This window comes from Erysipelotrichaceae bacterium 66202529 (assembly GCA_017161075.1).
In the GTDB taxonomy this organism is placed as follows: domain Bacteria; phylum Bacillota_I; class Bacilli_A; order Erysipelotrichales; family Erysipelotrichaceae; genus Clostridium_AQ.
This window is the reverse complement of the sequence record CP046174.1, coordinates 503,252-519,113: the sequence shown is the minus strand read 5'-3', so window position 1 is coordinate 519,113 and position 15,862 is coordinate 503,252. Positions and strand designations below refer to the sequence as shown.

At 38.8% G+C, this 15,862-nt stretch carries 12 protein-coding genes; all 12 read right to left on the bottom strand.

Annotated elements, in window-relative coordinates:
- Positions 1-64: 64 nt before the first annotated feature.
- Positions 65-1,561 carry a GHKL domain-containing protein gene (locus tag GKZ87_02345; protein QSI27861.1) on the bottom strand — a complete coding sequence of 499 codons (1,497 nt, stop codon included), beginning with the start codon at positions 1,559-1,561 and terminating at the stop codon, positions 65-67.
- A gap of 376 nt (positions 1,562-1,937) precedes the next feature.
- Entirely contained in the window at positions 1,938-2,639 is a 702-nt protein-coding gene (locus GKZ87_02340) for a response regulator (GenBank protein QSI24420.1), read from the bottom strand.
- 167 nt (positions 2,640-2,806) lie between these two features.
- A complete protein-coding gene (locus GKZ87_02335) occupies positions 2,807-3,904 on the bottom strand; it encodes a CDP-glycerol--glycerophosphate glycerophosphotransferase (GenBank protein ID QSI24419.1) in 1,098 nt (365 codons plus the stop codon).
- The gene (locus GKZ87_02330) at positions 3,894-5,087 is read right to left on the bottom strand and encodes a CDP-glycerol glycerophosphotransferase family protein (GenBank protein QSI27860.1); all 1,194 of its coding nucleotides are present in this window, start codon (positions 5,085-5,087) and stop codon (positions 3,894-3,896) included. The genes GKZ87_02335 and GKZ87_02330 overlap by 11 nt, the downstream gene beginning before the upstream one ends.
- A gap of 41 nt (positions 5,088-5,128) precedes the next feature.
- Positions 5,129-7,396 (bottom strand): glycosyltransferase, encoded by a 2,268-nt coding sequence (locus tag GKZ87_02325; protein QSI24418.1) that lies wholly within the window; start codon positions 7,394-7,396, stop codon positions 5,129-5,131.
- A gap of 18 nt (positions 7,397-7,414) precedes the next feature.
- Positions 7,415-7,813: a glycerol-3-phosphate cytidylyltransferase gene (tagD, locus tag GKZ87_02320; protein ID QSI27859.1), complete on the bottom strand. Its 399-nt coding sequence runs from the start codon at positions 7,811-7,813 to the stop codon at positions 7,415-7,417.
- 25 nt (positions 7,814-7,838) lie between these two features.
- A complete protein-coding gene (locus tag GKZ87_02315) occupies positions 7,839-8,675 on the bottom strand; it encodes an ATP-binding cassette domain-containing protein (GenBank protein ID QSI24417.1) in 837 nt (278 codons plus the stop codon).
- A gap of 11 nt (positions 8,676-8,686) precedes the next feature.
- On the bottom strand, positions 8,687-9,493 hold the full coding sequence (locus tag GKZ87_02310; protein ID QSI24416.1) for an ABC transporter permease: 807 nt from the start codon (positions 9,491-9,493) through the stop codon (positions 8,687-8,689).
- Between the two features lie 323 nt (positions 9,494-9,816).
- Positions 9,817-10,626, bottom strand: a complete 810-nt coding sequence (locus GKZ87_02305) for a PIG-L family deacetylase (protein QSI24415.1) — start codon at positions 10,624-10,626, stop codon at positions 9,817-9,819.
- 94 nt (positions 10,627-10,720) lie between these two features.
- Positions 10,721-11,749 (bottom strand): NAD(P)H-dependent glycerol-3-phosphate dehydrogenase, encoded by a 1,029-nt coding sequence (locus tag GKZ87_02300; GenBank protein QSI24414.1) that lies wholly within the window; start codon positions 11,747-11,749, stop codon positions 10,721-10,723.
- Between the two features lie 77 nt (positions 11,750-11,826).
- A complete protein-coding gene (gene glgB, locus GKZ87_02295) occupies positions 11,827-13,686 on the bottom strand; it encodes a 1,4-alpha-glucan branching protein GlgB (GenBank protein QSI24413.1) in 1,860 nt (619 codons plus the stop codon).
- Between the two features lie 401 nt (positions 13,687-14,087).
- On the bottom strand, positions 14,088-15,782 hold the full coding sequence (locus GKZ87_02290) for a phospho-sugar mutase (protein ID QSI24412.1): 1,695 nt from the start codon (positions 15,780-15,782) through the stop codon (positions 14,088-14,090).
- Positions 15,783-15,862 lie beyond the last annotated feature (80 nt).

The following is a 15,862-nucleotide window of genomic DNA, read 5'->3' as shown; positions in this document are numbered from 1 at the left end:
TAAGGTTTCTTAAACATTCATTAAGAACGGTATTGTATTTTCATTCTTCCCAGAAAAAACGGCTTCATTCTGTCGAGGATAACGGAAGTTGCACTTCTATACAAAAGTATGCATCCTTTTCCTCAATCCGTAAGCTTCCATGATGCAGCTGCATGATTTTCTCCGTGCTTTTCAAGCCAATTCGATTGCTTTCAACCTTTTCCTCATTTTTACGTATACGATTTTTTATGCAAAGATGGTATGTAGCATTGTCGTGATATCCCTGTATTTCAATCGTACTGCTGCGATCTGCATATTTATGGAGATTAGAGAATAAATTATCCATTGCTCTTTGAAGCATTTCCATATTATATGCAGCCTTGCTGTTTGCTAAAGCTTCAAGCTGCAAATGGATAGACAAACCATCCTGCTGCATAAATTCAACATTTTCACGTACATAATCTAACCAGCGTTCAATCGGCTGCTCTTCCAGTTCTAGTGAATCCTCCTTTTCGTATACAAGAAAGTATTCAAACAGCTTATCAGACAGGCTGCGAATTTGTTCCACCTTCTGTAAGGACCGATCCAGATATTCCCGTTTCTGCTCAGCTGTGCCTTCACGATAGCGAATGAGCTCAAGATAACCTAACAGAGAAGTTAAAGGGGTACGTAAATCATGAGAAAGGGATGTAACCAGCTCCTGATTTGCCTGCCGTGCTTTTTTCTCATTTTGCATATTTTCATAATACGTGCTCTGCATGCAGCGAAGCTCGTCACTCAATTCACCGATTTCATCAATTCCCTTATAACGGAAGGTATGATTCCAATCACCCTGTGAAAGTATTGACGCATCCTCCTGAATCAAAAGTATTGCCTCAATTTTCCGCTTGATAAATAATTGAACCAGTATTAGGTAATAGGAGAAGGAAAATAAAAGGATAGCGATTATATAAAGCTGCATGTAATATATAAAAGGAAAGTAGCTGATGGAAAACATTGCATACTTGCTATTGCATTCCATTACATAATAAAAATCAAATGGACGTCTCACGATAAGGGAATTATAAATACCGTACATAAAGTCATCATATACACCATTATATGAAACATATACGTGAGCATTATTAGCAGAATCAGATAATGATAAAATTGAATGATTTGGCATAGCTGCTTCAAAGATTTTCTCTATTTTCTTACCATCCTTTTTTATATCCAAATTGCGTATTTGCTCTTGTATCTGCTCAGCATAAGAATCCATATCTTCAATCATATTTTCACGAAAAATTGACATATCTTTGAGAAATTCTAAAGGTGAATAGCGATTTATATACAGAAAAACAAATAAACTGGCTGTCGCTGTCAGGGCAACAATATTCACGATAAGCAGTTCTGAAGATAAATGATTAAGCTTAAAAAATCGTCTGTTTTGTAAGAAATGATTAGCTATTTTAAATATTATACGATTTTTTTTCACATACCTGTAAAAGAGGATACTCACCAGGCAGATAAACAATGAAAAAATAATACACACCAAGCTATAGTAATCAAGATACGTATACAATTTCGGAAAGCATACAATCATAATGCTGCCCTTATCATAATAATATTTTAGTTTTTTCTCATAAGTCCAACCGTCTTTATATACTAAAAAGCCCTTTGATACAAATAAATACTTTATATAATTTGATGATGTTTCAGCTATTATTTCATAATCGTAATCTTTTAATTCTTCATCCAGCTTCTCTTGTAAATCGTTTATATTTTCATGCTGCATATGCTTTTCTTTCACAAGTGGGCGGATTCTGGCCTTTAGAGCCTTTACTGATTCCTGCTGTATATAATTCCTTTCAAACAAAAAGTCATACACCTTATAACGAAAGGCATATATGGTAAAAAAGCTAATCAGAAACACCGTCATCAATACATAAATTTGTAGAAACACCCTTTTTTTCTTTTTCTTAATCAAAACGATATCCCTTCCCCCATACCGTCCTGATATATACAGGATCCTGGGGATTCCTTTCAATTTTTTTTCTTAGATTTCGAATATGAACCATCAGGGTATTATTTGCACTTGTATAATACGGTTCTTTCCACACGGATACAAACAACTCCTCAGCAGAGAAGGTTTCGTGACGATGTGTAACAAGAAAATGTAGTAACCGATATTCCAGTTCTGTCAGCTGTACCTTTTTATCATCAACGCTGACCTCCTCGTTTCGTTCTTCTATGCGAAGTCGTCCAACCTGAATTACACGGCTTCTCTTTTCCAGCTCTGCTTCTTTTCCCTGATATATCATAAATCTTCGCAGCATCGCTTTGACTCTTACAAGGAGTTCCGAATAGGAAAACGGTTTTGCCAGATAATCATCAGCCCCTTTAGAAAACCCCTGTGCTTTATCTTTTTGCGTTCCCTTTGCAGTCAAAAACAAAATAGGTGCATTACTACACTTGCGTATCTGCTCACATACCTCATATCCATCCATATAAGGCATCATGATATCCAAAATATACAGGTCAATTGACTCATCGATTAGCTGCAGTGCCTCTTTTCCATTCCTTGCCTCAACGACAGCATATCCCTCCTGTATTAAAAGTGTACGAACAATTTCACGTATTTCATAATCATCATCAGCAATCAGTATGCGAGATTGTTCCATTATATAACACCTCATTTCACTATAAGTATACATAATAAGCATAAAGAAACAACATTTTCTTAAGAATTCTTTAGGTTCATAAGCTCTACTATTCTTCTATTTCACCTTTTCATTTTTGGTTCTACGTGATTGCAGACATTTTCTATCATACAAAAAACAGCAGAGTGTTATTCTGCTGTCTTCTCAATGAGCTGTGCAATACGCTTTGCATTGTTTCCATCACAGGAATGAAAATAAGTATCGCGAAAGGCGTCCAGGCGGCTGTCACGTTTTCTATCCTGCTTGCGCATACTCGAAATTAAAGCTGAAACATCCTGGCATATATCTCCAGGCATATGGTCATACGCTACATTCAAACCAATGGTTTGTGTATAATCCGCAAGATCTGGTACATAGAAAATCATTTTCCTTCCAACTATGGAATAATCAAAAATAACCGAAGAATAGTCGGAAATAAGACAATCAGATACACAGAGTAGTGCATTCAGATTTTCTTTATTCATATTAAGGATCCGTGGATGTTCTCCCATCTTTACATCTCCCAAAAGAGGATGCATTTTATACATGATAACACTGTTTTCAGGAAGCTTTGCAAGGATATGTTCCAATGGCAGTGTTTCATAATGAAAACCACCGATTATATTGCCACGAAAGGTAGGAGCGTATAGGTAAATATAAGAATCCTTCAAGATGGGATATCGTTGTATCAGAGCGTTTTGAAGCTGTGCTACGCGTTCCTGTATACATAATGCGTCTGTGCGCGGCAGCCCACATGCAATAACCTGCTCAGGCTTAACTCCAAAAGCCTCTGAAAAAGCCGGTTTCCATGCATCGGAACAGCTAATTACATAATCATAATTTTGAATACGGTATTCCCGCTTGATTTGATTTCCAAATTTTTTCACTGCGCCACACGCATGCCATATCTGAATAACACGGACATCGTTACGTTTAAATTTTGAAATTACATAATTATTATCATTGATGATGATAACATGGGAGGTACATACCTCATACAGCTGGATGAAGCAATTCAGTAAATATTTGAATTTTCCCATAAGTGTCTTTTCAAATTTAACAAGATTAAAGTGTAAATCGAGCTCATCATTTTTTCTTAATTCATTTACAATTTTTTTAAAATCACCGCTTAAAGTATCCATCGTCAGGGAAATAAAAGTTATTTTATTCTTACGAACAGGAAGCAGACATAGCAAGGGTCTGCAAATTCCAAGCAGAATATTCAATATCAGTTTCTCAATTCCCATGGCTGTTCTCCGCAAATACGATATCACATACCTTTTCTGAACAATTACCGCTTTGGGCATGATTAAAGCGTCTATTGAATTCATTTAATCTTTCAAAATCATAGCAGTGTGTCTGTACAGCCTGCAGCAGGTCTTCTTCCGTCTCAAAGATATCTCCTGGAAGATCCTTATAAATATCAAGATAAAATCCACGCAATTCCTCTTTATATTCATCCAGATCATACATATAGAAATAAATAGGACGATTCAGTATTGCATAATCAAAAAATACACTGGAGTAATCTGTTATGAGCTGGTCTGCAATAACATATAAATCATTGATATCTTCCTTTGCATCAATAGAATACAGGAAGCCTTCAAGCATAGGATCATTCTCAAATTTATTGATAATCAGGTAATGCGGTTTAAAAAGCAATATGGAATCATCGCCTAGGATTTCCTTCCATTTCCTGAAATCAGCTTGTAAGTCGAAGGTATATCCGCTTGTAACGAAAGAATTATCGCGCCACGTTGGAGCATATAAGACGATATTTTTATCCAGTGGAAGCTGCATCCTCTGTTTGATTTCCTTGATCTGTTCCTCCGTAATGTTGGTAAGCATATCATTTCGCGGATATCCGGTTTCAATCAGCCGCTTACGATCTATTTGAAAAGCACTCTGAAAAACCTCCGTACAAAAGGAGTTGGGAGAAATCATATAGTTATATTTAGATACATCATTATCATAGGTACTGCGCATTTCATCAGCAGTCATTCCACTGCGATAGAAGGTTGTTCCTTCCGGTACAATGATATCATGAGCAAGACGCTTTAACGGTGTTCCATGCCATGTCTGCAAATAAATCTGATTATCCTTTTTTAAAACATATTTTGGAAGCTTGCAGTTTACGATCCAGTATTTACTTCTGGCAAGATAAAAGAAATAAGGAATACTGAAATATTCAATTACCCTTGCACCCTTAATCTGTTTTCCCTTATGGTGTTTAATTGCCCATATGAATTGATAATCCTTGTATTTCTCATCCTGTATCATATACTGGTGTATTGCTTTTGGATTATCAGAATAACCACGTCCATGAAATGAAATAAACAATACGGTTTTGGGATTACAGGGTATCAGCCGATATACCAGACGGTATGCAAGACGAATTCCCTTTCCCAATATTTTTTTTATAAATTTAATCATCGCACAGCATCTCCTTTTATTGAAAAAAGATTAGCGAACTAATCTTTTTTATCCGGTTTCGGCTGAAAGAACACACGTTCTACAATTCGCTTTGATGCATTACCATCGTCCAGACTGCAGAAGCGTTCGTAAAATTCATCATATCTTTGGGCATATTTCTCATTTATTTCTTCAATATGCTGAATTGCATCACAAACTTCCTCTGTAGTAAACAGCAGCGGCCCGGGAACCTCTTTTTCAATATCTATATAGAATCCCCGCAGCATATTCTTATATTTATCCAAATCATAGGTATAAAACAGAATAGGACGCCGCAGATTTGCAAAATCGAAGAATACACTGGAATAATCCGTAATACAAATATCGGAAATCAGATAAATTTCTGATACATCATCATATTTACTTACATTATATGTGAATCCTTCCAAACCTGTTGTATCCAGATGGTCTGCTATATAGTAATGCGTACGCAGCAATACCACGTAATCATCACCAAGATGTTCCTTTAAATAACGAAGATTCAGCTTTAAATCGAATTTATATTGACCACTGCCATAATGCTCATCATCACGCCAGGTAGGTGCATAGAGAATTGTTTTTTTGTCTTGTGGAATACCAAGTTTCTTTTTTAATTCAATAGCACGCTCATCACGATCCGGAGCTGACAGGATATCATTTCGGGGATACCCTTCCTCCAGCATCTCATTTTCAAACATAAAGCAGCTTTTAAAGGTCTCAGTAGAAAAATGATTGGCACTTACAAGATAATCCCATTCTGCCCTTTGGCGGTAGAAATTAGGCTTATATTTTGGATTGGCACTCATAACCTCTTCCTGATCAAACACAAGCCGTTTTAATGGTGTTCCGTGCCATGTTTCCAGAAACACCTGTTCCTCACGTTTCCGAAACCACATTGGCTGATGTACATTGTAAACCAGATACTTGGCCTTTGCCAGATAATATGCATATTTCAATGAGAACCGTTTTACAACAGTTCCGCCATAAGGAAGATCTGATGATTTTTTTCCATCATTTAACGCCCACACAAATTCAAATTGTCCAGGATAATGCTTTCCAAGGTATTCATAAATATATTTAGGGCTGTCTGCATAATTTTTACCAAAGAAAGTCTCGAACATAACAAGATTTTCCTGTACAGGCTCTTTTAAATATTTACGCAGATACATGGTTTTATATAGAACATTTTTATTTTTAAAAACTCGTTTCGCTTTACGCAATGCAAAGTGATTGCGTACGATACTCTGAAGCTTGTCCATATCGTCTTTACGTATTGCATCTACCAGTTTTCTGGAATAGCGTTTCAGATCCTGTACGACCTCGTCACGGCAACCGCAGATAACTTCACGCATTGCTTTGTAATACTCGTTTCGCCAGATAGGGTCTTCACTTCTGCGGACATGCTTAACAAAAGAGCGTGTATAATATCGTATGATTTTACGGTCCAATATCGTACGTATATGGGATTCTTCTGGTACCAGTGCAATTGCCTCTTTATATGCCTGCAGCTTTTCATAAAATTTATTGTCATCGCTTTCCTGTGAAATAGATGGGCGATTGATAGGATCATTATGCTTACGCTTTACATACACTGCTCTTGGTGCACGAGCAAAGTGCTTTGCCTCATGCAATGCTTTTACAAGAAACAACAGGTCGGAATTAAATTTTAGATGCTCAGGATACCAGATATCATGCTGTAGTAAAAAATCTCTTCGATAAATGATATTCAACGCAGTTGTTGTGGAAATTCCCTTACGATTCCACATTAGAAAGTACAGAGCCTTTTCCTTTTCCGGATCATGCTCCTTTGCTCCCCGCTCCTTGCTATAATTCTCCCAATTCGCCAGTCTGGCCATTTCCTTTTCCGCAAGATCTGCTTCTTTATCTTCAATCTGACTAAGATAATTGCTACGCTTGAACCAGGTATGATCGATTACCCCATATGCAATATCTACATCTGCATTCCCCATGGCATCCATATATTCTGCAAATGTATCACGTAATACATAATCATCACTGTCAAGAAAGTAAACATACGGACTTTGTGCAGCGCGCAATCCCATGTTTCTCGCAGCAGCAACGCCGTCCTGATGTTCTTCCAATTCCAGAATCGTCATATCCAGGAGCGTTCCATAGGTAGTCGTGATATCACTGATATCCTCTTTCACATGGGATAAAACCAGTATTACCTCAAAATCCTTCCATGTACTTTTTGTCAGACTTTTCAAGCAGTCTTCCAGATAGCTGCCATATGCATGAAAAGGTATGATTACACTAAGCTTTTTCATTCTTTACACCCTTTCATTCTATTTTTTCTTACTGCTGAGTTCTTCTTTCAACTGTGTGGTGCTGATTCCCTCAGTTCTTGGTAAATATACAACATCACAGTATTCCTTGAGGAAATCGAATTTACCTTCCCAGTCATCCCCCATTACAAAAACATCGACATCATATTTTTGTACATCCTTAACCTTCTGATCCCAGCTGTCTTCAGGTATAACTTCATCGACATAACGAATTGCTCGTACGATTTCCATACGATCCTTATCACTGATTTGACATTTCTTATTCTTTTCAACCCAATTAAAACGGTCTGTACTAACTGCAACAATCAGATAATCTCCCTGCTCCTTAGCACGTCTTAAAAGGTTCAAATGACCAACGTGAAACAAATCAAATGTTCCATATGTAATAACCTTTCTCATTTTCTTTTCTTCCATGATAGTTTCCTCACTTTCCTCTGTGGAATATAGATTTTTTCTTTTCTTCCTTTATAATTCGCTCTTTAAATTTTGCATCCCGCTGTTTTTTCTTTTCTTTTTCTGTCAGATTATTGTAGCTGTCAACATATTCAGAGTAGTGGTCACATACCGTATCAATATCACCGATTTCCACTAATTTTCCACCCTCAATCCACATACCGGTTTTACAGAATGCACGTACCTGCGGCAATGCATGTGAGATAAAAAAGATGGTTTTTCCTTCTTCATCGCGAAGCTTCTGCATACGATTCATGCATTTCTGTGCAAATCCCTTATCACCTACAGACAAAGCCTCATCGACAATAAAAATATCCGGATTTAGGGAGAGTGATATTGAAAATCCCAAACGGGATTTCATTCCACTTGAATATTTTTTTACCGGCTGATACAGAAAGTCTCCAAGCTCTGCGAATTCTATAACACCACGTTTAATCTCTTCAATCTGTTTTTTCTTAAGGCCCAGTAATGCACCCTTCAGATCGATATTCTCTTCTCCGGTCAGCTGCATATTCAACCCGGTATTGATGGCAATCAATGCCTGTTCTCCATTGACTATCATATTTCCGCTGTCTTTGTCAGAAATCCCGGACAATATCAAAGATAAGGTTGACTTACCACTCCCGTTAGTACCTAAAATACCAACGCAATCACCCTTTTCGATTTTAAAATTTATATCCTTTAAAGCAAAAAAACGTTCATCTGTTTTCTTTTTGCCTTTTTTACCTTTTGTTTTCAATCGATATATCTTTGATACATTTTCCATGACTACAGCATAGCCGCTGTATTCTTCTCTTGTTTTCGCCATTGGAAAACCTCCTAAATCATATCAATAAACTTTGTTTTAAATTTGTACATCAGATAGCAGCCAAGCACAAACATTCCAATAACAACACACCAGAAATATATGGTCATTGCAGGATGTGCAAAAATTGTTTTATGAAAAAACACAGAATCCCGATACCCCTGTACAACATAATACACCGGGTTTAATTTCATAATGAAATTTAGAATAGGGAACTGATCATATTTTGCCGGCCATAATACAGGTGATAAATATAATATCATACGCATAATAGATGTTATCAGCTTTTTTACATCACGCCATAGCATGGTCAGTACAGATGTGATAAGTGCTAGTGATTCCACCATCAGTATGGCACATATCGCATAATATAAAAGTCCAAACCAGTAAACATTGGGATGATACCCATACAGCATGAGAACGACAAAGCCAATTATCAACATACAGAAATGGTTAAATAATTCCTTTGCGATCACCGTCATCGGTAGTATACTGACAGGAAATTTCATTTTTGTAATAACATTTGTTTTAGAGAAAATAGCGCTGCACCCCTGAACAATACACGGCTGGATAAACCACCATGCACAAAATCCTACAACTACCCATGGAAGATAAGGTATTCCCTGTTGATGACCACGCCCGATACCGATACCAAATACCAGGAAATAGGTCATTACCTGGATGGCAGGGGAAGCAAAGTTCCAGAACAAACCAAATTTAGAATCCCGCATATCCGCAAGCAGCTCATATTTTGCAATGCAATATATACGGTATAAATTGGATATGTTCTCTTTAACAACGTATCTGATACTTTTGAACATAGGTAAACTCCTTTGACATCCAATCTCAGAATGCTTTTTACATTTTATAAATATAAATCGTGTATACATATATCTACACGCCAGCCCTATTATACAACAAATGCGTGCAGTTAACTAGATTATTTTAAAATTTCATGAAATTATCATTTTTCACGACAGGATTTTTATAGAAAATACTACAGTAAAATTATAATAATAAGTTTATATCAGATAAGCTTCTATTTCACATCTGCATATAAAAAAAACAGAAAAGATTTCTAACTGACCGACCTATTTCTAATTTACTGTCAGTTGAATAATCCTTCTGTTTCATTTTACTTTTATCAATTACCGAAGTACCAGTCCTTGTAAGGAATAAACTTCTCATATGGAACCATATGATCAAAGATACGATGTGCGTAGCCCTGTGACATATACACCATGCTCATCAATTGTTCCTTTGCCTGTGCATCCTCATAATTCAAGGCTCCCGGTATTTTATGATTTAATAAATAATTGGTTTTATAATATTTACCAAAGTATTCCAGCTTATCTGTCAATCCTAATTTCACACATTCATTGGTAACCATCATGCTTGTGAATTTATGCTGAATGTGGCCATATTCCCCGTCTGGATTATGCGTTGTAATAGTACTCCACGGTTTAAAATTCAATATGTAATCAATATCATTTCGAATTGAATTTTTGACTTTTTTCCAATTGTTTTTTACACGCTTTGTCTTATCCGGATATTTCAGCATAATGCCATAATTACCGGTAAGCTCCATCGCCTTATCAAACTCTTTCTTTCGAACCTTATTTCCCCCGTTTGTCAGGCAAATAATAAGATACTTTTCCTTCATGATATGGTTCCCTGCCCATAATGTTTCATCATCAGGATGTGCGATAATCATCACATGCTGAATATTTTCAGCCTTTTCCTTGTCAATTCTGAAGGAAGCAACTCCCATTTTTTTCGTTACGTTTTTCACATTCACGGTATTGGAATTCTGATAATTGATATCTTTAAAATCTTCATCAGCCTCTGTATATCTCTGTGTCAGCCGAAAGGTTGCGGCATTAGTTATTGCCAGCAGCAATATTACTATCACACCTATTTTAATATGAATTTTGCGTCTGTTCTGTTTCCTCATCTTCATCACCTGATTTCATTCTAACATAAAAAAAAGTCTACACATCTTAATATATCTTAAGTTATGTAGACTTATACTTAATAAATATTTTTTATTAAAAATTTATCTCTGATTTTAAATCCCGCAGCATCAGATCCTTGGCCGAATCCCTTGGATTTTTATTCTCAAAGAGAACCTGATAGATCTCGTTGACGATTGGCATTTCAATGCCCAGACGCTTCGCATTTTCATGCACAGCCTTTGCCGTTCTGACACCTTCCACAGTTTTCGTGTTATTGTCCCAGAAGTATTGCGCACTGTTATGCTTTCCGATTTCATATCCTGCCTGGAAGTTTCTGGAATGCTTACTTGTGCAGGTAACAATCAAATCACCGATGCCGGTCAATCCCATAAAGGTTTCTTTTTTACCGCCCAGAGCAACACCATACCGTGTCATCTCCATTAAACCACGGGTAATCAGAGCCGCCCTTGTATTGTCACCATAGCCCAGACCATACAAAACCCCGCTTGCCAGTGCAATAGCATTCTTCACAGCTACGCCAATTTCACTTCCGGTTTCATCCGTCCCGGTGTAGATTCTCAGATAATCATTGGAAAACAGCTTCTGAATTTTCTGTGCATCCGCTTCATTCTGAGATACCGCGCAAATCGTTGTCAGCATACGGATGACAACCTCCTCCGCATGGCTAGGCCCAATCAGAGAAACTACACTGCTGAGATGCTCAGCGCTTATATTACGGCGGATGACATCAGACATACGTTCAAAGGTATTTGGATGAAATCCTTTTGATGTATTTACTACAACCACCTTATGATCCAGCAATGCGTCAATTTCCTTACAGACACTTTCCACTGCAATCGTCGGTATACTCAATACGATAACATCTGCATCCTTTACAACCCGGATGTCGGTAGTCGCCTTTAAAGACGGATTCAACTCCACTCCTTCAAAGTACTTTGCATTCTGATGATGTTCATTGATATCCTGAATTTCACTTTCACAATTACCATATATCATAACATCTTCATTATTATCACAAAGAACCTGGGCCAGACCGGTTCCCCAGCTTCCACTGCCTACTACTACTGCTTTCACATTATTCCCTGCCTTTCGTAAGATCAACGCTTACCTTGATAACCATTATACACATTTCCAAGCGCACCGACAACTGTTTTCACTTTTCCAGTCATCATAAGTGGTTATTTTACAGCTTTTTTAACAGGTTTCTTGCGTTTTTTCAGCTCCAGCAGCACACCGCCGAAGGCCGGCACATCCACATCGATCGTATACGGCAGCTTATTGTATTCCTCTGCCACAGCCTTAACCTTTGCCAGCTCCTTGATTTCTCCGCCCCAGATATCCTGCTCTGTATTCAGCACCTCATGGTAGACACCCTTTTCCGGAACACCAAAGCTATGCTGCTTATACGTATTTGGTGAGAAATTCAGTATTACAATATAATAGCTGGAATCATTCTTTCGAATATAACTAAACAGATTCTCATCCGCATTATCCGCATCGATCCACTGGAAGGAATCCCAATGATACTCTGTTTCGTACAATGCCGGTGTTTTGCAATACAGCTCACCCAGCTTCGCAAAATATTTATGGAAAGCATCATGCATCGGATATTTCAACAGATCCCAGTCGCATTGCTTCTCCTCATCCCATTCACGGAAATGTGCAAGCTCGTTTCCCATGAAGTTCAGCTTTTTACCAGGATGTGTGAACATATACAAATACAGGGTACGCAGCTGTGCAAACTTCTCCTCATAGCTTCCCCAGATTTTATCGACAATCGTTTTCTTCCCGTGAACAACCTCATCATGAGAAAATTCCACAAGGAAGCGCTCGGAATAGAAATAGGCCATAGAGAAGGTTATATTGTTATGATGCCATTTTCGATAGATCGGATCCTTTTCCAAGTATTTCAGTGTATCATTCATCCAGCCCAGATCCCATTTATAATCAAAGCCCAGGCCGCCATCCAATGTTGATTTTGTCACATTTGCGAAATCGCTGGAATCCTCCGCAATCAGCATAACACCCTGATAAGCCTCGGATAAATGATAATTCATACGCTTGATAAAATGCAGGGCACCTTCATTCTCTCCCAGATCCTTATTTCCATGCCAGTGTATGATATTGCTGATGGCATCCATACGCAATCCATCCACATGATATTTATCAATCCAGAAGGACGCCGCAGACATCAGGAAGCTGCGCACCTCTTCTCTCCACAAATTGAAATTTGCTGTTCCCCACTGGGAATCCGCATCACATGCCTTTTCATACTCATACAGCGATGTTCCGTCAAAATAGGATAAGGAGAAATCATCCCGTACAAAATGTACCGGTACAAAATCCATAATGACACCAATATTTGCACGATGGCAGGCATTGATCAGATACATTAAATCCTGCACACTGCCATAGCGGCTGGTAGCACTGAAGTATCCGCTGCACTGATATCCCCAGGAGCCGTCAAACGGATATTCATTCAGCGGCATCAGTTCAATATGCGTAAAGTTATTTTCTTTTACATAAGCAATGAGTTCCTTCGCAATAGCCTTATAATTCACCCATTCCTGATCCTCATCCTTTTTCCATGAGCCCAGATGCATCTCATAGATATTAACCGGCTTGTCAAAATTTTTCGTACGCTGTGCCAGCCATTTGTCATCGCTCCATTTCTTATATTCCAGATTGGTAACGATGCTTGCTGTATTGGGACGCAGCTCGGAATAAAACGCATAGGGATCCATTTTATCAACGATGCGTCCGGTTGCCTGGGTAACGCGGTATTTATACATATCGCCTTCCTTAGCCTCTGCAATAAACAAAGACCATATGCCCTTGTCATCCTTGCGGCGCATCTGATGTCCCTTGCAGCTCCAGTCATCAAAGGAGCCGATGACCTGAATACTTTGTGCATGCGGTGCATATACGGTGAAACGAACACCCTTCTTCCCCCGTTCCTCACACAGATGTGCACCAAACAGCTCATAGGCATCCAATGCACTTCCTTTATAATAGCGATCAATGATTTTGTTTTTCATGAGTAGCCCTCCAGTCTTGTAACTACTTATATTTTACTCTATTTCAACGCTAAAACCTATAGGTTTTGCCATCTTTTTCACATTTTTGTAATGGGTTACATTCTTTTATTCCCCATTTGTATTCTAATTACGGATACAGCATCGCAAATAGTAAACAGGCTTTGAAACTCAAAGTTTTTTCACACCTTGCTTGACAGGGACGCGTGCGTAGTGTATGCTGTATATGAAGATAGTTAGTTTAATCTAACAAATAAGGAGGGATTCCTATGCTGCTGTCTTTACTAACCTTAACCCTTGTAACGATTGTGCTGCTGAGTGCCCGTAACCTTCTGCTGCACAGGTATCGCTGAACCATATAAAATACAGCAAGTGGTGAGCTCATGATCGAACTCACCACTTTTTTATTTAATCATTTCAGCCATTGCCTTCTGGTATGCCAGTGTTTTTTCATGGGCATTTTCCAGAGATGTACCCTTTATACAATAATAGAACTTGCATTTTGGCTCTGTACCACTCGGACGAATTGCAATCCAGCTTCCATCTGCCAGATAATATTTCAGAACGTCGGATTTTGTAAATCCGCACAGCTCCTCTTCTTTTCCGTTTTCAATGATCTTGCTTTCCTTATAGTCCTCAAAACGCGTAACTGCCACATCATTGATTGCCTCAACAGATGTTTTTCTTAGCGTTGCCAGAATTTCCTGAATGCGCTGTGCACCAGCCTGTCCTTCCAGCTTTAATGAGGTCTGACTTTCTTCATAGTAACCAAGCTCTGCATACAGATCATACAGAACATCCACCAGTGTCTTTCCCTGTGCCTTGTAGAAGCATGCAGCCTCAGCCAGCATCAGACAAGCCTGCGGTGCATCCTTATCGCGTACAAACGGTTTAATCAGGGAACCATAGCTTTCCTCATATCCGAACACATACTGCTTTTCATTCGTTTTTTCATATTTCGCGACCTTTTCACCGATAAATTTGAAGCCGGTCAGCGTTTTTTCCGTTGCAACACCATATTTTGTAGCAATTTTTTCTCCCAGATCACTGGTTACCACGGTATTGAACATAACCGGATTGTTTGGCATACGATCCTTTGCCTGCAGCTGTGAGAAGATATACTCTATCAAAACAGCACCGCTCTGGTTTCCTGTCAGCAGCTTGTATTCCCCATCATGCTTGACACCAACGCCCATACGGTCAGCATCCGGATCACAGACAAGAATTATGTCTGCATCTTCACGCTTCGCATATTCAATCGCAAGCTCATAGCTTCCTGCTTCTTCCGGATTCGGTGTCGGTGTATTTGAGAAATCAGGATCCGGTGAGCATTGCTCCTCAACTGCAACAAAATGATAACCGGCACGCGTATATACTTCCTTGACCGGAATGTTTGCCGTACCATGCTCCGGTGTAAAGATAATTTTCACATCATCCTTATTGATATCCGGATTCAGCTGAATACTCAATACATTTTCATAGTATTCCTCATCCACATCCTTGCCGATAACGGTAATCAGCTTTTCCTGTTCAGCAGTAGGCTCTGCCTTAATCGCAAGCTCGTCCTCAACTGCATTTACGCGGTCGATTACCTGCTGTGCAAGTGCAGGGACAAGCTGACAGCCCAATTCATCATACAGCTTATAGCCGTTGTATTCCTTTGGATTGTGAGAAGCGGTTACCATAATACCGCCAAAGCAGTGAAAATGACGGACAGCGAAGCTCAGCTCCGGTGTTGGACGCAGACTTTCAAATACATAGGAGGCAATGTTATAGGTTGCCAGAACCTTGGCAGAATCCATCGCAAACTCCTTTGACATGTGACGGTTGTCATAGCCAATGGCAACCCCGCGCTTCATCGCATCTTCCCCGTTTGCGCAGATATATTCTGCAAAGCCGACATTCGCCTTGCGGATCGTATGCAGATTGATGCGGTTTGTTCCAGGCCCCAAAAGACCTCTCATCCCCGCTGTACCAAATTCGATGGTTGTATAAAACGCATCGTTGATCTGACCCTCATCCATTTGTTCCAGCACTTCTTTATAAGAAGGATCCAGATTGGGATGGTTCAGCCATTTTTCATAAATATCTTTCACCATAAACTATCTTCCTTTCTGTTGATTGCTGGTTTTATTATATCATAGATTTAGCGATTTTTCTGTAAAAGTTTAGCGAATGT

Coding starts and splice junctions, on each gene's coding strand:
- GKZ87_02345 (QSI27861.1), bottom strand. CDS start 1,561: ATGATTGTATGCTTTCCGAAATTGTATACGTATCTTGATTACTATAGC.
- GKZ87_02340 (QSI24420.1), bottom strand. CDS start 2,639: ATGGAACAATCTCGCATACTGATTGCTGATGATGATTATGAAATACGT.
- GKZ87_02335 (QSI24419.1), bottom strand. CDS start 3,904: ATGGGAATTGAGAAACTGATATTGAATATTCTGCTTGGAATTTGCAGA.
- GKZ87_02325 (QSI24418.1), bottom strand. CDS start 7,396: ATGAAAAAGCTTAGTGTAATCATACCTTTTCATGCATATGGCAGCTAT.
- tagD (QSI27859.1), bottom strand. CDS start 7,813: ATGAGAAAGGTTATTACATATGGAACATTTGATTTGTTTCACGTTGGT.
- GKZ87_02315 (QSI24417.1), bottom strand. CDS start 8,675: ATGGCGAAAACAAGAGAAGAATACAGCGGCTATGCTGTAGTCATGGAA.
- GKZ87_02310 (QSI24416.1), bottom strand. CDS start 9,493: ATGTTCAAAAGTATCAGATACGTTGTTAAAGAGAACATATCCAATTTA.
- GKZ87_02305 (QSI24415.1), bottom strand. CDS start 10,626: ATGAGGAAACAGAACAGACGCAAAATTCATATTAAAATAGGTGTGATA.
- glgB (QSI24413.1), bottom strand. CDS start 13,686: ATGAAAAACAAAATCATTGATCGCTATTATAAAGGAAGTGCATTGGAT.
- GKZ87_02290 (QSI24412.1), bottom strand. CDS start 15,782: ATGGTGAAAGATATTTATGAAAAATGGCTGAACCATCCCAATCTGGAT.